General features: G+C 45.2%; 17 protein-coding genes. 9 read left to right on the forward strand and 8 right to left on the reverse strand.

The window, feature by feature from the left end:
• Nucleotides 1-3 precede the first annotated feature (3 nt).
• From ftsW to ftsZ, 6 genes are read left to right on the forward strand one after another with little or no spacing between them, the layout of a single operon-like run.
• The gene (ftsW, locus tag B0H50_RS07820) at nt 4-1,155 is read left to right on the forward strand and encodes a putative lipid II flippase FtsW (protein WP_106198692.1); all 1,152 of its coding nucleotides are present in this window, start codon (nt 4-6) and stop codon (nt 1,153-1,155) included.
• The gene (gene murG / locus B0H50_RS07825; protein ID WP_106198693.1) at nt 1,155-2,228 is read left to right on the forward strand and encodes an undecaprenyldiphospho-muramoylpentapeptide beta-N-acetylglucosaminyltransferase; all 1,074 of its coding nucleotides are present in this window, start codon (nt 1,155-1,157) and stop codon (nt 2,226-2,228) included. Before ftsW ends, murG begins: the two co-directional genes overlap by 1 nt.
• 1 nt (nt 2,229) lies before the next feature.
• Entirely contained in the window at nt 2,230-3,615 is a 1,386-nt protein-coding gene (murC, locus tag B0H50_RS07830; protein WP_106198694.1) for a UDP-N-acetylmuramate--L-alanine ligase, read from the forward strand.
• A gap of 38 nt (nt 3,616-3,653) precedes the next feature.
• Nucleotides 3,654-4,424: a cell division protein FtsQ/DivIB gene (locus B0H50_RS07835; RefSeq protein WP_158256481.1), complete on the forward strand. Its 771-nt coding sequence runs from the start codon at nt 3,654-3,656 to the stop codon at nt 4,422-4,424.
• Nucleotides 4,424-5,764, forward strand: a complete 1,341-nt coding sequence (ftsA, locus tag B0H50_RS07840; protein WP_109587521.1) for a cell division protein FtsA — start codon at nt 4,424-4,426, stop codon at nt 5,762-5,764. The genes B0H50_RS07835 and ftsA overlap by 1 nt, the downstream gene beginning before the upstream one ends.
• A gap of 30 nt (nt 5,765-5,794) precedes the next feature.
• Entirely contained in the window at nt 5,795-7,330 is a 1,536-nt protein-coding gene (gene ftsZ, locus B0H50_RS07845) for a cell division protein FtsZ (protein WP_109587522.1), read from the forward strand.
• An 80-nt stretch (nt 7,331-7,410) separates the two neighbouring features.
• On the opposite strand, the gene B0H50_RS07850 is transcribed toward ftsZ, so the two are convergent.
• From B0H50_RS07850 to greA, 4 genes are read right to left on the reverse strand one after another with little or no spacing between them, the layout of a single operon-like run.
• Nucleotides 7,411-8,289, reverse strand: a complete 879-nt coding sequence (locus B0H50_RS07850; RefSeq protein WP_106198698.1) for a YicC/YloC family endoribonuclease — start codon at nt 8,287-8,289, stop codon at nt 7,411-7,413.
• Between the two features lie 32 nt (nt 8,290-8,321).
• Nucleotides 8,322-10,094: a homoserine O-acetyltransferase MetX gene (metX, locus tag B0H50_RS07855; protein ID WP_233244640.1), complete on the reverse strand. Its 1,773-nt coding sequence runs from the start codon at nt 10,092-10,094 to the stop codon at nt 8,322-8,324.
• Between the two features lie 57 nt (nt 10,095-10,151).
• Entirely contained in the window at nt 10,152-11,120 is a 969-nt protein-coding gene (gene holA, locus B0H50_RS07860) for a DNA polymerase III subunit delta (protein ID WP_106198700.1), read from the reverse strand.
• Nucleotides 11,121-11,588 (reverse strand): transcription elongation factor GreA, encoded by a 468-nt coding sequence (gene greA, locus B0H50_RS07865; protein WP_106198709.1) that lies wholly within the window; start codon nt 11,586-11,588, stop codon nt 11,121-11,123.
• A 158-nt stretch (nt 11,589-11,746) separates the two neighbouring features.
• Between greA and argJ the strand changes: the two genes are divergently transcribed.
• Both argJ and B0H50_RS07875 read left to right on the forward strand, forming a co-directional pair.
• Nucleotides 11,747-12,955 (forward strand): bifunctional glutamate N-acetyltransferase/amino-acid acetyltransferase ArgJ, encoded by a 1,209-nt coding sequence (argJ, locus tag B0H50_RS07870; RefSeq protein WP_109587526.1) that lies wholly within the window; start codon nt 11,747-11,749, stop codon nt 12,953-12,955.
• Between the two features lie 316 nt (nt 12,956-13,271).
• Nucleotides 13,272-14,252, forward strand: a complete 981-nt coding sequence (locus B0H50_RS07875) for an Rpn family recombination-promoting nuclease/putative transposase (protein ID WP_109587523.1) — start codon at nt 13,272-13,274, stop codon at nt 14,250-14,252.
• Between the two features lie 256 nt (nt 14,253-14,508).
• Here B0H50_RS07875 and B0H50_RS07880 read toward each other — a convergent pair whose 3' ends face one another.
• Genes B0H50_RS07880 through yajC form a run of 4 tightly spaced genes read right to left on the reverse strand, consistent with a single transcriptional unit; the run spans nt 14,509 to nt 18,079 of the window.
• Nucleotides 14,509-15,792: a tRNA (N(6)-L-threonylcarbamoyladenosine(37)-C(2))-methylthiotransferase gene (locus tag B0H50_RS07880; protein WP_106198702.1), complete on the reverse strand. Its 1,284-nt coding sequence runs from the start codon at nt 15,790-15,792 to the stop codon at nt 14,509-14,511.
• A complete protein-coding gene (locus tag B0H50_RS07885) occupies nt 15,771-17,174 on the reverse strand; it encodes a SpoIID/LytB domain-containing protein (protein WP_109587524.1) in 1,404 nt (467 codons plus the stop codon). Before B0H50_RS07885 ends, B0H50_RS07880 begins: the two co-directional genes overlap by 22 nt.
• Nucleotides 17,171-17,710, reverse strand: a complete 540-nt coding sequence (gene def / locus B0H50_RS07890) for a peptide deformylase (RefSeq protein WP_106198704.1) — start codon at nt 17,708-17,710, stop codon at nt 17,171-17,173. The genes B0H50_RS07885 and def overlap by 4 nt, the downstream gene beginning before the upstream one ends.
• A 3-nt stretch (nt 17,711-17,713) precedes the next feature.
• The gene (gene yajC, locus B0H50_RS07895; RefSeq protein ID WP_106198705.1) at nt 17,714-18,079 is read right to left on the reverse strand and encodes a preprotein translocase subunit YajC; all 366 of its coding nucleotides are present in this window, start codon (nt 18,077-18,079) and stop codon (nt 17,714-17,716) included.
• A gap of 412 nt (nt 18,080-18,491) precedes the next feature.
• Here yajC and B0H50_RS07900 point away from each other — a divergent pair, with 412 nt between their 5' ends.
• Entirely contained in the window at nt 18,492-19,169 is a 678-nt protein-coding gene (locus tag B0H50_RS07900; protein WP_109587525.1) for a hypothetical protein, read from the forward strand.
• Nucleotides 19,170-19,264 lie beyond the last annotated feature (95 nt).

The raw sequence follows: 19,264 nt of genomic DNA on the forward strand, positions 1-19,264 counted from the left end.
TGCATGAAAAAGTGGCTTGCGTCCTATTTGAGTTTTGATAAACCGATGCTTTTAGCAATGGTCGCATTGCTTGCGCTCGGTGTTTACGTCATTTACAGTGGAAGTAATTTCCATGCGACAGAACTCGGGCGCCCCTCTTATTATTATGCGATGAATCATTTGAAAGTCATCGCTCTCGGTTTTGTGGCGATGGGAATTGTGACAGCAATCGATCATAAATTGTGGCACGATATTGCGCGTCCCGTATTTATTCTTTGCTTAGTCGGACTCATTCTCGTAATCATTATGGGCGCTGTGACAAAAGGAGCTGCTCGCTGGTTAACGATTGCGGGTTTTTCCATTCAGCCCGCAGAACTCATGAAAGTTGCGATGTTTGCTTATATGGCGCGGCGGCTCTCGGAATTGGGCGATGCCATCGTGGATTTAAAACGCGGCATGATTCAACCGCTAGTAACTCTTGGCATCGTCGCCGTTTTGATTCTTTTGCAACCGAATTTTTCGATGACGTTGATGATTGGCGTTTCGACATTTGTGCTTTTATTTGTCGCAGGCGCACGGCTAAAATATCTGGGTGGCGCATTAGCACTCTGCGGAATCCTTGTGCTCGGCGTTGGACTTTCGGCTTCGTATCGCTTGAAACGTTTAACCGTCTTTTTGCATCCGGAAGAGCATTTGAGCGGCGGCGGATATCAGTTGTATAATGCGCTCGTAAGTCTTGGACACGGCGGCATCACCGGCACAGGAATCGGACAAGGAACGCAAAAATTGGGATTCCTTCCAGAGTCGTATAAAGACGTTGCCTTTAGCCTTCTCGGCGAAGAACTCGGATTTTTAGGAACGAGTTTTGTGCTTATCCTTTTTGGCCTTATTGTTTATCGCGGATTTGTCATCGCTCAAAATGCGAAGACGCGCTTTGCCAAATATTTTGCGACGGGTTTAACTTGTGCGCTTGGGCTCAATGTCATCTTGCATGTTTTTGTGAATACCGGACTCATGCCGACGACAGGACAACCGCTCCCGTTTATCAGTTACGGCGGAACCAATTTGCTGGTTTCGATGATTTCTGTGGGAATTCTTTTAAATATTTCGCGGCCGAATACGGGCTTAAATATCGATGAACCGCGGAGTATTGTACAAACGATGAAGGTGGCATAATGAAACAGAAGAAATTTTTATTTGCATGTGGCGGAACCGGTGGGCACGTTTTCCCGGCGGTAGCGATTGCCGAAAGTTTGAAAAAAGCGGGAATTGAAAATATCTCGTTTGCAGGCCGCAAAGATTCGATGGAATCGCGACTTGTAAAACCGTATTTTGAATTTGACGAAATCTCGGCAGTTCCTCTTCACCGTGGTTCGTTTATGCAAAATTTAGGGCTGCCTTATAAATTATTGAAAGCAGTGCAAAGCGCAAAAGTCGTTTTGAAAAAACGGAAGCCCGATGTTATCGTTGCGACGGGCGGTTATGTTTCGCTCCCCGTTGTCATTGCTGCAGGCCGCGCAAAAATTCCGGTTTATATTCAAGAGCAAAATGCAGTCGCTGGCGTGGCGAATAAAATTGGCTCTCATTATGCGAAGAAAATTTTTGTCACTTCAAAAGATGCGCAGAAATTTTTCCCGTCGACCGAAACGATGGTCTTCGGAAATCCAGTTCGCGAATTGCCGAAAATTGAAAATCTTCCGCGTCCAAAAGAATATCGCGACGGCACAAAAACTTTGCTCATCGTCGGCGGCTCGCAAGGAGCCCGCGGCATTAACGTCAAAATGGAAGAAGCGCTTTCGCAAATCGCCGAAAGAAAAGACATTTCGGTGGTGTGGCAAGTCGGTGCAAAAAATTTCGATGAAATTTGCGCACGCATTCAGATTCCAGAAAATGTTTCGGTGAAAGCATTCCTCGATAACATTTACGCTTACATGGGTCATGCGGATTTAATCGTGAGCCGCGCAGGCGCTTCAACTCTTGCAGAAATTCTCGCATTCGGAAAACCGTCGATTCTTTTCCCGTTCCCATTTGCGACTGCAAACCATCAAGAATTTAACGCACGCGTTGTTGAGAAAGCGGGCGCTGCTCTCGTTGAACTCGATAACGATCCCAATGATTTGTGGAACAAAGTACAAAGTCTTCTTTCGAATGCAGAAAAATTAAATCAGATGGCGTCAGCAGCAAAATCCATCGGCATGCCCGACGCAGCCGATCAAATCGCCAAAGTCATTTTGGAAGCGGAGTGCTAATATGAATTTGATTCCGAGCAGTCGCGTAAAAAGGTTGCATTTTGTGGGCATTGGCGGAGCTGGAATGTCTGGCATTGCCGAAGTGCTTTTTGAAAATGGTTTTGTGGTTACAGGAAGCGATACCGGCGACGGTCCTGCCATTGAATATTTGAAAAATTTAGGCATTGAAATTTTCCCGACTCACGATGCGAAGAATGTGGAAAACGCAGACCTTCTCGTTTATTCGTCGGCGGTGAAAATGGACAATCCTGAAATTGTCGAAGCGAAAACTCGCCGCATTCCGGTAATTCGCCGCGCAGAAATGCTCGGAGAATTGATGCGTTTAAAATACACTCTCGCAGTTTCGGGAACGCATGGAAAGACGACGACCACATCGATGCTCGGCGCCATTTGGGAAGCCGCAGGCGAAGATCCCACTGTGATTGTCGGCGGCGTGGTGAAAGGAAAGGGCAGTGGCGCAAAAGTCGGCCGTGGACGTTACTTGATCGCCGAAAGCGATGAATTCGATCGCAGCTTCCTTTCGATGATGCCTTCGTCGGCAATTATCACCAACATCGACCGCGAACATTTGGATACTTACGGCACTTTAGATGCGATTAAAGATGCTTTCGTCGCCTTTGCGAATAAAGTTCCGTTCTACGGACAAGTCGTCGTTTGCATCGATAATCCCAATATTCAATCGGTGCTCACGCGTTTTACAAAGCCCGTGGTGACTTATGGATTTAGCCGCCAAGCGATGTATCGCGCGGATAATGTCCACATGGAAAATGGCATTTCGCGATTTGAAGTTTTCAAAAACAACGAAAGCTTAGGGGAATTTACTCTGAAAATTCCGGGCAAACATAATGTGCTCAATGCGACGGCGACGATTGCGCTTTCGCACGAAGAAAATATCGCACTTGAAATTGTTCGGAAAGCGCTTTCGGAATTTACAGGAGTTAAACGCCGCTTCGAATTCATCGGCGAAGAAAACGGCATTCTCGTCTACGATGATTATGCGCATCATCCGACGGAAACGGCTGCGACTTTGCAAGGCGCCCGCGATACGTTCCCCGATAAACGCATTGTCGTCGTTTTTCAACCGCATCTTTACACGCGGACTCGTGATCAATACGAAGCCTTCGCCGAAGTCTTTGCAAACTGCGACGAACTCATCACTCTCGAAATTTACAAGGCGCGGGAACAACCGATTCCGGGCGTTTCGGGAAAATTGATTACGGACACAGCAATTGCCCGCGGACATCAAAACGCCAAATTTGTGAAGACAAAAGAAGAAGCGATTGAAGTTTTAAAGCAAGACGCGAAGCCAGGAGATCTCGTGCTTTTCATGGGCGCAGGTGATATCTGGAAAGCGGAACGTCCGTTCTTGGAGGCTTTGAAAAAGTAATGGCGCGTTTAGGCTACAACGCTATCCGGAAAAAGGAAATGCGTCGCGAAAAACGTCATCAGACGATCGCGGGTATTTTCGGCTGGATGAAAAAGAAAGGCTGGAAGCTTTTTCTTGTCTTTGCGATTGTAGCCGTTGCGATTTGGCAAGGTTGGAGTTTCATTCGAAAACTGAATCCGGCAGAATTGCGCACGTTGAAAACGGTTGAAATTAACGGCAATCGAATGCTCACATGGGAAGAAATCCTGCAAACTGCAGGATTAGAAACCGGAATGCCGATGTCCGAAATCAACGCGGACAGTGTGAAAATTCGATTGCTTGCGTTACCGTTATTGCACGACGCAACGGTGGATGTTGGAATTTTCCGCAAGGTTACGATTACCGTGAGCGAAACGACGCCTCTCATGCAAACTCTCGAAAAGGGTCAGTGGAAAGCGTATTCCGAACGCGGACAACAACTGCCGATTGCGACAGGTGCGCGCTTGGATTATCCGGTTGCAACCATTCAACGCAGCCGCGAAATCAAACCGATTGCGAGTTTCTTAGCAGCGATGCGCTCTGCCGATGAATCGCTTTACCGCGAAGTTTCGCAAGTTGCGCTCGACGAAAAATTGCATGCGATTGAAGTATTCTTTCGCAACGTCCGTTTTAAAGTTCTTTTCCCGATGGATAGCGTTTCGGGAAATGCGTTTGCCCATTACCGTTTATTGGTCGATGGACTTTCCTCAGAAATGGAAAAAGTGAAGTCATTGGATATGCGTTTTGAAGGTTTTGCTTATGCGTATCCGTCTGCTCAAGAGGTCAAATAATGGCTAAAGAAGAAAAATCCGGAAACGAAACGAACAAGAAAATTGTCTCCTTAGACATTGGCAGTTCGAAGATCGGAGTCTTTATCGGCGAAATCTTGGAAAATGGCAAAGTCCGAATTTTGGGCTTTGGAAATCCTGTGATGAAGAAAGGCGACGATAATGAACTTGAAGCCACCGTGAATGCGCTCAAGAAAGCGGTAGTAGACGCAGAACTTTCGAGCGGCGTCGATGTCAAAGAAGTTTACGTCGGAATCGCGGGCAGCAGCGTGCGTTCTCTTGTCAGTCGTGCGAGAATTCCTTTGCGCGACTTTGAAGGCGTTGTGACCAAAGAAGCGATGAATCGAGTCGTTGAGCAGACGAGTCAAATGGTGCAATATCCCGCCGACTTAGATATTATTCATGTGCTTCCGGGCGATTATTCTATCGATGATCGCGAAGGCATTAAAAATCCGTTAGGCATGGAAGGCGCAAGTTTAAGTGTCGAAACGCTCTTGGTAATGGCTCCGCGCGGAATTATTCGCACGATTCATAAAGCGGTAGAAAGCGCAGGTCTTGTTGTGAAAGGACTCGTCTTGGAACAACTCGCCGACGCTTGCTGCGTTTTGTACAAAGATGAAAAAGAATTGGGCGTTGCCATCGTTGATATCGGAGCGACCTCTACCGATATTGCGGTTTTCAAAGATGACAAAGTCGTTTACACTTCGTCGTTTAATGAAGCGGGAAATTCAATTACCAATGACATCGCTTACGGTTTAACGACGCCGATTGAAAGCGCCGAAGAAATCAAAAAAGAACACGGCACTTGCTTCCGCTCCAATCTTTTGGACGACAGCAAATTTACGGTCCCGGGAATCGGTGGACGCTCGGGCAAAGAATGCAGCACAAAACATTTGGCTTATATTATTTACTGCCAAATTTATAACATCTTAATGAAAGTCCGCGCCGATTTGGAAGCGCAGAATTTCTTGAACAAAAAGAAAAAAACGGAAAATGAAAATCCCGAAGAAAAGGGAGTTTTCAATGGAAAAGATGATGTTGTCAAAAATTTAGGCGCAGGCATCGTCATCACCGGAGGAACTGCACAGTTGAAAGGCATCTTAGAACTTGCCGAACAGATTTTCGACGATGTAGAAGTGCGTCTCGGCGCTCCGCAAAAGAATGAATCGGGCTTTAGTGAAATTTTAAGTATGCCGCTTTATTCAACGGGTGTTGGACTTTTGAACTATGCCGCTCAAAATGAACAACCGCGCGGAAAACGTGAAACGCAGACGACAAAAATTGTCAGCGCTGTTGGCAGCAAATGGAAGCGTTTCAGCTCTTGGATTGGACAATACATTTAAAAGTTTAAACATAAAAACAGGGAGAAACAAATGAACGAAGAACTCAACAACATGATTCCGGAAGATTCCGAAGTCAGACACATTATCGACGCGAGTGGTGCAGATCACAAGGCGAAGATTAAAATCATCGGTGTCGGTGGCGCTGGCGGAAACGCGGTGAACCGCATGGTGAAAATGAATATCAAAGATGTTGAATTCATTTCCATCAACACGGATGCTCTTGCGCTCGACAATAATCTTGCCGACGAAAAAATCGCCATCGGTCAGAAGACCACAAAAACTCTTGGCGCTGGCGCAAAGCCCGAAATCGGCCGTCAAGCTTTGATGGAAGATAAGGATCTCGTCGAAAAGAAATTAGAAGGCGCCGATATGATTTTCATCTCGGCAGGAATGGGCGGCGGAACGGGAACGGGTGCAGCTCCCGTTGTCGCTGAAATCGCTCACAAGCTCGGCATCTTGACCGTGGCCGTGGTGACAATGCCTTTCAAATGGGAAGGTCCGATTCGTCGTCGCAACGCCGAAAAAGGTCTTGCAGCTCTTCGTAAAAATGTTGATTCGATTATCGTCATCAACAATCAGCGCATTTTGGATGTCATCGAAAAGACGACTTCTATTGCCGACGCTTACCTCAAAGTGGATGAAGTTCTCGGAAACGCTGTCCGCAGCATTTGCGACATTATGTTCATTCACGGAACGATTAACGTGGACTTTAACGACGCCCGCACAATTATGTCGAACGGCGGCGCTGCTTTGATGGGAACAGGAACTGCATCGGGCGAAGGCCGCGCATTGAAAGCCGCGCAAGATGCAATTACTTGCCCGCTTTTGGACAACATCAAAGTCTGCGGTGCATCGGGCGCTCTCATCAATGTTTCCCACGGCGAAAATTTCTCGATGGTGGAATACAGCGAAGCGTTGGATTACTTGTATCAGCAAATCGGCGAAGACAATGAACCGAATATTGTCGCAGGCGATGTAACGATTCCAGAACTCGGTGACCGCGTAAGCATCACCGTGATTGCAACCGGCTTTGAAAAAGAAAGCTACGGCGAAGCTACAGCAACTTCTGCGCAAACTGCTTCGGCTCCTGTGCAAGCTGGCCCGCATATTGAAAAATCCATTCCGCGTACAAACCGTATGGATTTTGCAAAAATGGCAACCGAAGAAATGGAAGAAGTGCAAAAGCCCGCGCCGGTGCAAGCTGCTCTTGTGCAACCGCAGCCTGTCCGCGTAGAACAACCTGCGATGGAAACCGCTTCGGAAACGGCTCGCATGTCGGTGATTCGCCCTGTCGAAGAAACGCGCGCCGAAACTTCTTCTGTTCCGGTCTTTACTTCGCATTTTGTAAGCTCAAATTTCGAAGCGACAAAGCCCGCTGTTCGTGAAGAAGAACGCACTCTTGCGCAGACAATGCCGATGCCGAAAATGACGATGCAAACTGCAACTATTAAGTCTGCAAAAGTAGAATCGCCGGAATACGCTTCGGAATCAAAGATGAGCGAAGGCGGAAGACTTCCTGCCTACATGCAAAGCTTACCCGGAATTATGTCGGAAAATGAATTCTAAATAAGTCTCCACAACAACAAAAGACTGGTGCGGTTTCCCTGCTGTGCCAGTCTTTTTTGATGGAAAAAAATAAAAAAAAATTATTCGATATTCATCGTTTGTTCGCGAATCGTTTCCACGCTATCTTTCAAACGAATGGCGAGTGCCGCAATTTTTGCACTCTGACATTTTGTTGCGAGGGTATTTGCTTCGCGGCCCATTTCTTGTAAAATGAATGTGAGTTTTTTCCCTTGATTTGCGCCGAGTTCCAAAGTCGAAAGGAAAAGTTTATTGTGACTTTTGAATCGCGTAATTTCTTCGTTAATATCTAAACGGTCTGCGATGACGCTCGCTTCTTGCGTGACGCGGACGGGATCTAAACCCGCTTCGCCGACCAAAGCCTTCAACCGTTCTTCAAATTTCTGCTTCCATTCGACAATGCGTTCCGGATCTAAAACGCGGACTTCGTCGAGAACTTTATCCATTTCATACACGCGGGCTTCGAGATCTTTTTTCAAATTCAGCCCTTCTTTTTCGCGCATTTGCATAAGCGATTGCAGCGCACGATTTAAAGAAGCGTGAATTAAATCTTCCATTTCTTTTTGATCGGCTTCGGAATTGTAAACGAGCACATTCGGCAGCGAAAGCACTTGTTCCAAAGTCGGTTCCCCCGAAAGACCGTATTTCGTTTTAATGTCTTTCGCAATTTTCAAATAGGCTTCGACCGTTTCCGTCGAATATCCTGTCGGAACCGAAGCTCCATCGTTATCGCCCAAAGAAATGGTCAAATTGACAGAACCGCGAGCGAGAATTTTTTTAACATCTTCTTTCAAACTAAATTCTAAATAAGAAAGCGCTTTCGGAAGGTGACAAGAAATTTCTAAAAAGCGATTATTCACCGAACGCACTTCAACAGAACACAATGCGTTGTGAAACTTAAATTCATCTTTACCGTAACCGGTCATCGAAATAATAGCCATAAAAAAAATATAGCAAATAAAGACGATGCTGTTTATTCTTTGCGTTTCACCATCGCGATGACGCGTTCTGCGCCCAAATTGACGAAGCCAATTTTTGTCAAAAGTTGACTAAGAGTGTGATCGTTCACGGTGACGATTTTTTCAATTTCCAAATGTTCTGCTTCGGCGAGGCGAACAAAATCGCGGTAAGTGAAGCAATGAATATTAGGAGTTTCGTACCATTCATACGGAAATTCGGGCGACTTCGGCATGCGTCCGTGATAGCAAAGCGCCCAACGCATTTCCCACGAACCAAAATTGGGGAAAGTGATAATTGCGTGTTTTGCAATGCGCATAATTTCGCGGAGCATTAAACGCTGATTTCTCACTTCGGGCAAAGTGCGATTGAAAACGGCGTAATCAAAACTGTTGTCTGCAAACGATTGCAGCGCTTCCAAGTTCAACTTCTTTTCGATCACAGGAACGTCGCGTTCTATGCAGCCGAGAATATTGGCAAAATTTTTTTCGACGCCGACGCCGGTGACTTTTTTCTTTTGCCAAAGCGAATCGATTAAAAGTCCATCGCCTGCGCCTAAATCCAAAATGCGCGCTTTCGCAGGAATCAAAGAATCGATAATTGAAATATCTTTTTCGCTGTGGAACGCCGGAGTTCCAGTCGATTTTGCATTGCCGATTTGACCGCCGAGAAAACGCGAAACCGCCATGCCGAGGGCGCCGCATTCGATTAAAAATCCATCGTGACCAAAATTCGTGTCGAGTTCCAAACTGGTGACGACTTTGCCATCGTTTAAAAGCGCTTCGGTAATTTTCCGCGATTCGTTGGGCGGGAAAAGCCAATCCGACGAAAGATTCACATTGAGGAATGTCGATTGCACATTCTGAAATGCTTTTTCTAACGAACCGTATTCTGTCGCAAGGTCAAATGTATCCGTTGCGTGTGCAATATGAAGATAACTATTCGCGTCAAATCTTTCGACAAATTTTGTCCCTTGATGATCCAGATAAGTTTCAAGAGATGAACCCGAATAAAATTTTTCGGGATGTTCAATGCGAATATCCGAACGGGTGAAACGCGTCTCCATGCCTTTTGCCGAAAGGTATGTAATGTGGGCGAGTTTCCGCGCATTCGCAAGTCCTATCGCCGGAATTTGCTTGTCGTAATAATCGCCGTTATTGTAATTCGGATCTTGCGTAATCACATCGCGTCCGACGATTTCAAAACCGAGAGCTTGCGCCGAGAATCCGGGAGACGTTGCGATTAAAATGACGCGGTCGATGATTTCGGGATAATAAATTGCCCACTTCATCGCTTGGAAGCCGCCCATCGAGCCGCCGATGACGCAATAAAAACTTTGAATGCCGAGAGCGTCGGCGAGTAACTTTTGTGCGTGAACCATATCGCCGATGGTAATCGTTGGGAAACTAGAACCGTAAGGCTTTCCCGTGCGCGGGTCAATACTTGCGGGCCCCGTAGAACCTTTGCAGCCGCCGAGAACATTCGAACAGACGACGTAAAATTTATCGGTATCGACCGCTTTGCCTTTGCCGATGAGCGCATCCCACCAACCGACGTGCTTGTCATCGGGTTTGTAAAATCCTGCGACATGAGCGTCGGCGGTAAGCGGGGAACAAATCCAGATAGCGTTGGATTTATCTGCGTTCAATTTGCCGTAAGCTTCGTAACGGAGCGAAACTTCGGGGAGAGATTTTCCGCTTTCGAGGATAAAACCGTCTGGACCGAGGGGCAGTTTTTGATCGTGATATTCAACGGGTCCAATGCTATCTTTATGCAAATATTCACTCATACGCATAAATATAGTAAAGTTAGAAGCTAGGAGTTAAAAAATGCGTCGCAAAAATTTTTAGCGGATGACTAAAGCGGCGAGGGAAAGTTCTAAACCCATCCGGCTGTCGCAAATGCCGTTTTTAATTTCGCAGTCGAGTTCGCCTAAGCGTTTAATGACGCGGCACAAAAGAGGAATGGGCCAATTTAATGCTTTTCGCGGTTCGTTCAATTTATTTTCAAAAAGCCACGGATTCGCGCCGAGTTTTGCAGCGATTTCTTTCGCAGAAATTTTTCGGCTGAGCATTGTGTGAATGTGCAAAAGTCGCACTGCGTAAGCTTCGAGAGCGGCGACGATTTGAATGCCTTCGACGCCAGAATCCAAAAGTTCGCGGAGTTTTTTGGTGTAAGCAATCGGGTCGCGGTCACCGAAAGATTCGCGAATTTCGAAGGCGGCGATTTCCCTTTGCGGAGCAATCATCAATTTCGCTTGCTCCAAAGAAATGATTTTTCCTTCGGGATCGAGAAGAAGAATTTTTTTAATTTCGGAATCGATTAACGCTTGATTTGTTCCGAGAGCGTCGGCGATATATTCAGCGGCAAGCGGTTCTATGCGTCTGCCGAGATCGGTTTCGGTATGGAGCGTCACCCATTTCGCCATTTCATAATCGCGCGGCGATTTGCATTCTTTAACGGTTGCAATTCCCGAAAGAGCTTTATAAAGTTTGCTCGTCTTTAAAAGCTTTTCAAATTCAAGAAGTAAATTGGCGTCGGGTTTTGTCTTAAACCAATCTTCTAAGGCTGCAGAATCGCTCGCTTTTAACATTTCTGCATTGCGCAAAACGACGGATTGCTCCGTCGCAAAAAGCGAGCACGAATCACACGATTCAATAATCGCATCGGAAACCGATTGGACATTGGAATCGTTTGCAAAAATAATTTTGCGGGCAAGAGGATCGTCCTTGCGGTCGCCCAATGTTTTTTCAAGGAACTGCTCAATTAAGCGTTCCTTTTCAAATTCACTGTCGCCGATGAGGACGATAATCATTTATTGCACGTCCAAAATTTCAAAAAGATTTTTGCCTTTGGGCGTAATGACTTCTGCGATATCGCCTTTCTTTTTGCCGAGAAGCGCTTTTCCAATCGGACTTGTAAAACTGATTTTTCCGTTAATCGCGTCAACGCCTTCCGGAGAAACAATCATATAAGTGATTTGACGATTCGTCTTTTTATTCAAAAGTTTTACCGTCGCGCCGAATTTAATTTCGCCGCTTTTGCTCGCATCGTACTTGATGATGACAGCGCGTGCGACGCGGTCTTCCAAGTAGTTAATGCGGGATTCGATTTCGCCTTGGCGGTCTTTGGCTGCGTGATAAGCAAAGTTTTCGCTCAAATCACCTTGTGCGCGCGCTTCAGCGATTTCGTCGATGATTTTTGGACGTTCCACTTTTTTCAGTTGGTCCAATTCTTGTTTCAGTTGATCGTAGGTTTCTTGTGTTACAGGTATATTATCCATACCCAAAAAAGTATAAAATTTCAAAAAGAAACGCAGCGCTTTCTTCGAAAACTTTTGCGAAAAGCGGGAAAGTTTTGAAATGCGGAAAACGGATAACAAAAAATGCAAAACTTTCTACATTTTGAATGCCCGCGGAATTGGGTAAAGGAAGTTCAAATATGTTGACGATGCTGAAAGACGGTGGCGTTTGCTCGCCGAAAGGATTTACGGCTTGCGGTTTTACAGCTGGCATTAAAGCGAGCGGAAAACCGGATATGGCGCTTCTCAAAAGCGAACAAGCTGCGCGTTGCTTTGCAGTATTCACCACAAATAAAGTGAAAGCTGCGCCCGTTCTTTACGATAAATCGGTTTTGGAACATGCGCATTTTGCGTCGGCAGTTATCGTGAACAGCGGCAATGCAAATGCATGCACCGGCGAAAAAGGTTTTCGTGATAGTGCGCGTACCGCAGAACTTGTCGAAGATCAACTCGGGCTTGCGCCGAAGAGCGTTTTAGTTTGCAGCACCGGAGTCATCGGACATTTAATGCCGATGGACAAAGTGGAAAAAGCGATTCCGCATTTGATTCAAGGTTTGCACGAAAACGCTTCCGAAGAATTTGCGACAGCGATTCTTACAACAGACCGCGTCAAAAAATCTCTCGCCATTGAAATTGAAACGGCGAAAGGAAAAGTTACGGTGGGCGGTTGCTGCAAAGGCAGCGGCATGATTCATCCGAATATGGCGACGATGCTTGCGTTCATCACCACGGATCTCGGACTTCCGTTGGATTTCTTTGCCGAATTCCGCGCAGACATTTCGGATTCGTTTAATGCGATTACTGTCGATGGCGATATGAGTACAAATGATACATGCATTTTACTCGCCAACGGCGTCTCGGGAATTAAATATGAAGATCTTTCCATTAGCGAAAAAAGTGAATTCCGCGCTGCGTTAATGACTGTGATGAAAGAACTCGCAAAGAATATCGCCCGCGACGGCGAAGGCGCAACCAAGTTCATCGAAATTCGCATTGAAAAAGCAGAAAGTCATGCAGAATCCCTTAAAATGGCGCGCTTTATCGGAACAAGTAATTTGGCAAAGTGCGCGATGTTTGGCGAAGATCCAAACTGGGGGCGTATTCTTTCAAGCGCAGGATCGAGTGGCGTCAACATGATTGCAGACCAAACCGATCTTTACTTCGGCGATGTTCAAGTTCTCGCGGGCGGTCGTCCCTTAGAATGCGATCAGAAAAAATTGGAAGCCGTCGTGAAGCAACGCGAATACAAAGTCACTCTCGTTCTCAACATCGGCGAAGCCAGCGCTTCGGCATATACCTGCGATTTGAGTTACGAATACGTGAAAATCAACGCAGAATACACGACCTGATGTTCAATTTTTTGATTAGTGCGACTTGTCGCACTAATCATCTATGTCATATTTTTTTCAATTTCCCAGAATTTTTTTCATCGATAAAGGGAGCGTTAAAAATTTTTCTTCGAAATTTTTTTTGTTAAATCAATAATTTATGAGAAAAGACTTTTGTAGAATTTGATGAATAAAAAATGAAATTTTACAAACAAATTACATTCTAAACCTTGACACTTTTTCTGAATCAACTACATTACCGCCCGAACCTCCGAATAGGTGCGCATCCAAAAATTTTTTGGATGTGTTTTTTTTTCTAATCCTAAATGGAGGTCTCATGAATCAGTCTCAATCCAATCGCGATCACGACGGACTTTTTCGCTACGAATATAGCGAGCCGAAAAACGCAAAAGCTCTGCTGGACATTTGCCGGACAAGCAATCGAAATCTCGATGTGATGCTTGCGGATGTCAATCTCGACACACTGGAGCGCATTCCCGAAGGTTACAACGAGGTCGGAGAGCGCGGCGAAGCGGACGTCTGCTTCAAGGCAAAAATTTTCGGCGGAAAAGAAATCAACGTCGGAATCCTCATGGAACATAAGTCCAAAAGCGACAAAAAGGTTCTTGAGCAGATTGGAAGATACGCTATCAGGTTGATGAGAGACCGTGGTGCCGATATTTTTAGTTGGTTTCCGACCAAGGCGATTATCATTTATAACGGCCGTACAAGCTGGGATCCGCTTGCCGAATACCGCAAGAAGGAACGTGCCAAATTTAATGGCGCAGATCTTCCATACGAATGCGTTCTGGTAAACTTGGCCGATGTCAACGAAAACGCTTGCCTTTCTTCCAACACGCCCTCCGCAGCAATTGTCGCCATCGCTATGAAGTACGCCTTTAACCCAGAGGGATTTAAAGCGGCAATTCCAAAAGTTGAAGAATTGCTTCACCGTCTCCCAAACGATGAACAGGCAATTCTCATCGAAAAAATTGTATTATATTTAGGGGAGTACATCGGTGAGAAAACCGTGGAGGATCTTCAAATGGCATGGCAAAGTATTGGACAAAAATATGGCTTTGTAAGCGCCGGCGATGCACGTCGCGCCGCTGAAAAAGAAGGTCGCGCGAAAGGTCATCAAGAAGGCCGTGCTGAAGGACTTGCAGAAGGCCGTGCAGAAGGTCGCGCAGAAGGCCGTGCAGAAGGCATTCGGCAAGAAAAGTTTTCTCTTGCTAAAGGTTTCCGGGATGAAGGCGTACCTTTAAACATTATCGCCAAGCAAACGGGCCTCACTATTAATGAAATCAAAGCTTTGTAGAAAAAGGAACCATTCGTGAAGAGAGCTCCAAAAGTTATGTCCAACTTTTGGGGCTCATTTTATGAGCGTTAGAGAATTTCGACTTTAGAACAAATGATGTGTATTATGCTGGTGAAGATGCTGTTTATTGAACCTCAACACCAAAAGCCGATAACGAAAAATTTGCATGCCATTGAATTTTATTTTGAATCAGAAAAGATTTAGATGATTATGAAATTGGCCAAAGAGGAAAGCTTGACGGATTCGGATTTTTGAATTAAATGAGCTCGGCGATGAGCGCAAAAGTTTCTGCGCGGACGATTTTAACGGGAAGAGTTTTACTGGCGGGGAAGTTTCCCGATAGGGCGACGGGACGATAGGCGTTATCGCGGGCGATAGTTGTACCCGGACGCTGACCGTTTTTTTCGACGGTGACCATTTCGGTTTTCCCGATGAAACGACTGTTATTTTCTAATGCAATCTGCTGAAAGATGCGGGAGAGTTCCGCAGAGCGCGCATAGCGCTCCTCTTTCAAAACTCCGTTTTGAAAGGCGAAGGCAGGCGTGCCTTCGCGCGGAACAAAGCGGGTAATGTTACAAATGGACGGCCGCGTTCTCTTTACCAATTCGACGCTTGCGAGAAAATCTTCTTTCGTTTCTCCGGGAAAGGCGACGATAATATCGGTGCCAAGAGTCATCTCGGGAAAGTGCGTTTGAAAAGTTTCGGCGATGTGAAAATATTCTTTGACGGTATGGCGACGGTTCATCGCTTTTAAAATGCGGTCGCTTCCGCTTTGCACAGGAATGTGCACAAATTTATATAAATGGTCGTCGGAAAATGTTTCGAGAAGAGCGTCTAAATAACGCAGCACATGCCGCGGGTTTCCCATTCCCAAACGAATTTTATAATCGCCCGGAACGTGGACGAGAATATTTTGCAAAAGTTCGGCGAGATTTGTTTTCAAATCAAATCCGTAGCAACTCGTATCTTGACCGGTTAAAAAAATTTGCTTTGCGCCGGCTTCTACTTTGCGTTGCACGCGGCGAACAATGGACTCGGGAGAAGCGCTTCTTAAGATTCCTTTGACTAAATGCGTTGAACAATAACTGCACGCATCTAAACAGCCTTCTTCGATATTGACGAGGCCTATGCCAGAATGGCAAAATAAATTTTCGTCGTGTTGAGAAATTTCGGAATTTTCAAAAGTTAATTTGTCCAGGAATTCACGAAATGCGGATTCATTTTTGTGCGCATCTTTTGGCCCGAAACAAAAATCGGGATATAAACGCAACAGTTCGCGTTTTAAATCTTCGGTCGCGCAGCCGGTCACCCAAACAGGAATGGTGGGAAATGCGCTTCGAATTTTTTTTGCGAGTTTCGTTGCTGAAGAAATTCCTTTGACGGTGCACGAATTTAAAACAATCGCATTTGGCGTTTCGGAGGGCATTTCAAATTGGACGGCGAATCCCTCTTGGGCGAAGCGTTCCCCGATCTTTTCTCCGTCCCCAAAGTTCGCCGCACAGCCTTCGCTGAGAATGGCTACTGTTCGCTGTGAACGCATTGGAGAGATGTCCCCGGGTAGTAGGCTTGCAGAATTTCCTGGAAACTTTGGCCGGCTTTTGCGCGTGCGCGTGCGCCCATTTGGCACATCCCGATTCCGTGTCCAAAACCCGATCCGTCGAGTACCCAAACTTTTCCATTCTTTTCGATTTTAAATTTGGAAGACGGTAAAATTTTTGAACCTTCTTTGAAGAGTTGACGAATGCGGTCGCCGTTTGCGGTGAAGATTCCTTTGTCGGTTAAAACTTCTAATTGATTGACGCGGCGTCCCGGAAATTCCGATTGCACTTCGATTTGTTGAATTTTGCTAAAGTCAGAATTTCCGCTGGCTTTGGCCGCTTTGAAATTCTTCTTAAACATCGTCACCAATTCTTTTTCGCTGTAAACTTTTTTCCACGAAGAGTATGAACTTGCGCTGCACCAAGCGGAATCGGTGTTTTTCATATCGCTTTGACTTTTGAGATAGCTGACGGGAGCAAGTCCCCAAACTTCAACGCCGTCGGTGTAGCCGCCGCAAGTGGAATGATAATACGCTTCGATAAATTCGCCGTTATTGGTGAGCACAATTCCTGCGGTCGAATCAATTGCAGCACTTGGTAATTCGGCTTCGCTTGCGCATCCGTTATACACTTGATCTTGTACGGTGGCAAATACATCGAAACCGAGAGAAATGCGGGAATTAAAATGATGATAAGCGTAAGTGCGCGCTGCAACCGCTTGCACTTTTAATGCTTCAAACATACTCGCGTCGAGTTTTCCAATTTCGTTTGGAACGACGCCTTTCAAATAATCTTCAATCGGGAGAATGTTGATGACGTTTAATTTTTTCGCCGAATTGACGACGAGAATTTTTCCGCGGTATTCTTTGCCGTCGACAGAAATCCGAGAACTTTCGCCGGGGAAAATCCAAACAGAATCGGCTTTATCCGAGCCCGCTGAAACGCGGGAACCGTTCGCCGAAATTTTTAATGCGCCCGATTTTTCGGAGCCGTCATCATTTTCATGAAAAGCGATGCGGTAATTTTTGCCCGAAATTTCGGTCTTTGAAACGCCGACTTGAATGCCGACGCGAAAATCGCGAGAAAGTTCTGCGGCTAACGCCATCGTCGGAATATTTTTGGGAGTACTCGAAAGAACAGGCGCAGGTTCTACCGGTTTAAAATTGGAAGAATCCGAAACAGAAGAATCCTTCGGAGCCACCGCTGGCGCGACGGCAACAAAGGGAACGCTTGCTGCAGAATCTTTCGAAAGTGAATCGGCAGAAGCGATTTTTTTTTGTGAATTTTCCGCTGGAGTTTCACTCGGAGGATCGGTTACGAGCGGCGGCAGAGGCGCGCAGCTCACAAGACCTGCGGCGAGGAATAGCAGCGGAAAACGCATCATCTTTTTTTAGCCTTCTTGGATTTTTTCGCCATGTCGCGGAGCTTGGAACGGTTGAGAGCTCGATCCGCCGTAGAAATCACATCGACAAAAAGTTTTCCGTCGAGGTGATCGGTTTCGTGTTGGAAGCAACGGCAAAGGAGACCTTCGACATTGTGTTCTTCCACGGTTTCGCCGAGTTCGTTCGTGTAGCGAATCCAAATTTTTCCGGGACGATAAACATTGCAAAAAATATCCGGAACCGAAAGACAGCCTTCGTCATACGGGACATCTTCCGAGTCGGGTTCTGCGCCCCATTCGGGATTAAAGATAATCCGCGGCGCGGGCTTTTCATCTTCGTCAGGACGCGTGGGGTCGATGACGACAAGACGCATATCTTTTGCAACTTGCGGCGCAGCAAGTCCCACGCCGCCGGCATCGTACATCGTGTCGAGCATATCGTGGGCGAGGGCGACGAGTTCTGGGGTGATTTCGGTCACCGGCTTGCATTTTACGCGAAGCGCCTGGTCGCCGTAAATGGTAATATCTAAAACTGCCATTTTTTACTTTGCCGGCTTGACGTCTTTCTTGTCTTCGGCGTTCAAAACGCGGACAATTGCCGATTGTTCAAAATCGAGACGCGTATCGTTTCCGGTTTTCACGGTGACGATATTGTTTTCCACATTCACCACGGAACCGATGATTCCTGCTGCGGTCAAAACTTGGTCGCCTTTCTTCAACGCTTTACGCATCGCATCGAGCTTCTTCATTTCCTTTTGCTTCGGCATAATGAAGAAAAGATACATGACGACGAACATCAAGATGAACGGGAGAAATCCCATCAATGCAGAACCTTGTTGTTCCGGAGCTGCTTCTTGTGCAAAAGCGGAAGCGGCAAACATCAGGGCGATCAGAGCGGAAAATTTCATAAAATATCCTTTTGAAAAATGAACGGGGAAAATTTAGTAAATTAAAAAGGCTTAAAAATTAGGAATGGGGCAGTATGCTCTTAACACTAAAAATCGCTAAAGCGATTTGTGTTAAGGCATATTGCATTAGTCGACGATCAAGCGAACAGGGGAATGAAAGCTCTTAGAGAAATGCTGTTATTGCCCCGAAAACGGCTAAAATTTCATTTCTAATGGGTGCATTTTCTTGGGAGAGATCTTTATAGAGCGCATTTTGCACTCAAGAGATTCTAGAATTTTTTATCTCAAATTAAAAGCTTAAAAAATTGCGAAAAGGGAAATAATGCCATCTTTTTTTTACAAAATTTAAAATTTTTCAAAACACCCTTGAAAATCTTTTTTTTTTCTTACTTTTGTAAAAAATAAAAAATATATGAAATCTACAAAAGAGAAAGATAAAGAACAATCAAAGAGTAAAATGTCTGTTTGCATTTTCGTATTTCCTGTGTTGTTTCTTTTGTTTTCATTTTTTGCTCCGGCAATATTTACTCGCAATATTCCGCTTCTTTCATATATTCCTTGGGTAAATGAAGTTTGTTTTAATGAAAAAACAGGAGTTATTGGCGATACTTTTGGGATTATGAACCCATTTATTGCTATTGCTGCGGCAGTCATTACGGGGCTTGCGTTTTGGGAGCAATATAAAGCAAATCAGCAATTAAAAGATGACAATGCAAAACAGCAAGTAGAGCGACAATTTTATGAAATGTTAAAAATCCATCGGGATAATGTAGCAGAGTTTATTACAAGAAGAGAAGATAAAGAAATAAGAGGTCAAAGAGCTGTAAAATATTTTCTGAAAGATTTTCTTAAAATCTATGATAAGGTGTCAACTGTAATAGATGCGAATCAAAAAGACTTAGATGACAATTCAAAACTTTCGCAAGATAAAATCGAATTGGCGTATCTTATATTTTTTGAAGCAGAAGATTGTGAAAGTGTTATTAAGGACTCTCATATAAAAGAGTTATTAAAAAAGTTCAAAGAGAGTGATGAGTATAAAAATTTAGAACTCATCAATCGGTTCTGTCAAATAAACTGTGTCATTTAGTTTTGTTAGCTAAAAAAAGAGCTTTGAAATTTCAAAATTGAAGAAGCGAAAAGCAAAATCAAAGCGATGTTTTTTCAACTCGATTTTGTCTTTGC

The sequence above is a fragment of the Hallerella porci genome, assembly GCF_003148885.1.
GTDB lineage: Bacteria > Fibrobacterota > Fibrobacteria > Fibrobacterales > Fibrobacteraceae > Hallerella > Hallerella porci.

Bases quoted from the DNA above. Each gene is read 5' to 3' on its own strand.
- ftsW (WP_106198692.1), top strand. From the start codon at position 4: ATGAAAAAGTGGCTTGCGTCCTATTTGAGTTTTGATAAACCGATGCTT.
- murG (WP_106198693.1), top strand. From the start codon at position 1,155: ATGAAACAGAAGAAATTTTTATTTGCATGTGGCGGAACCGGTGGGCAC.
- murC (WP_106198694.1), top strand. From the start codon at position 2,230: ATGAATTTGATTCCGAGCAGTCGCGTAAAAAGGTTGCATTTTGTGGGC.
- B0H50_RS07835 (WP_158256481.1), top strand. From the start codon at position 3,654: ATGCGTCGCGAAAAACGTCATCAGACGATCGCGGGTATTTTCGGCTGG.
- ftsA (WP_109587521.1), top strand. From the start codon at position 4,424: ATGGCTAAAGAAGAAAAATCCGGAAACGAAACGAACAAGAAAATTGTC.
- ftsZ (WP_109587522.1), top strand. From the start codon at position 5,795: ATGAACGAAGAACTCAACAACATGATTCCGGAAGATTCCGAAGTCAGA.
- B0H50_RS07850 (WP_106198698.1), bottom strand. From the start codon at position 8,289: ATGGCTATTATTTCGATGACCGGTTACGGTAAAGATGAATTTAAGTTT.
- metX (WP_233244640.1), bottom strand. From the start codon at position 10,094: ATGAGTGAATATTTGCATAAAGATAGCATTGGACCCGTTGAATATCAC.
- holA (WP_106198700.1), bottom strand. From the start codon at position 11,120: ATGATTATCGTCCTCATCGGCGACAGTGAATTTGAAAAGGAACGCTTA.
- greA (WP_106198709.1), bottom strand. From the start codon at position 11,588: ATGGATAATATACCTGTAACACAAGAAACCTACGATCAACTGAAACAA.
- argJ (WP_109587526.1), top strand. From the start codon at position 11,747: ATGTTGACGATGCTGAAAGACGGTGGCGTTTGCTCGCCGAAAGGATTT.
- B0H50_RS07875 (WP_109587523.1), top strand. From the start codon at position 13,272: ATGAATCAGTCTCAATCCAATCGCGATCACGACGGACTTTTTCGCTAC.
- B0H50_RS07880 (WP_106198702.1), bottom strand. From the start codon at position 15,792: ATGCGTTCACAGCGAACAGTAGCCATTCTCAGCGAAGGCTGTGCGGCG.
- B0H50_RS07885 (WP_109587524.1), bottom strand. From the start codon at position 17,174: ATGATGCGTTTTCCGCTGCTATTCCTCGCCGCAGGTCTTGTGAGCTGC.
- def (WP_106198704.1), bottom strand. From the start codon at position 17,710: ATGGCAGTTTTAGATATTACCATTTACGGCGACCAGGCGCTTCGCGTA.
- yajC (WP_106198705.1), bottom strand. From the start codon at position 18,079: ATGAAATTTTCCGCTCTGATCGCCCTGATGTTTGCCGCTTCCGCTTTT.
- B0H50_RS07900 (WP_109587525.1), top strand. From the start codon at position 18,492: ATGAAATCTACAAAAGAGAAAGATAAAGAACAATCAAAGAGTAAAATG.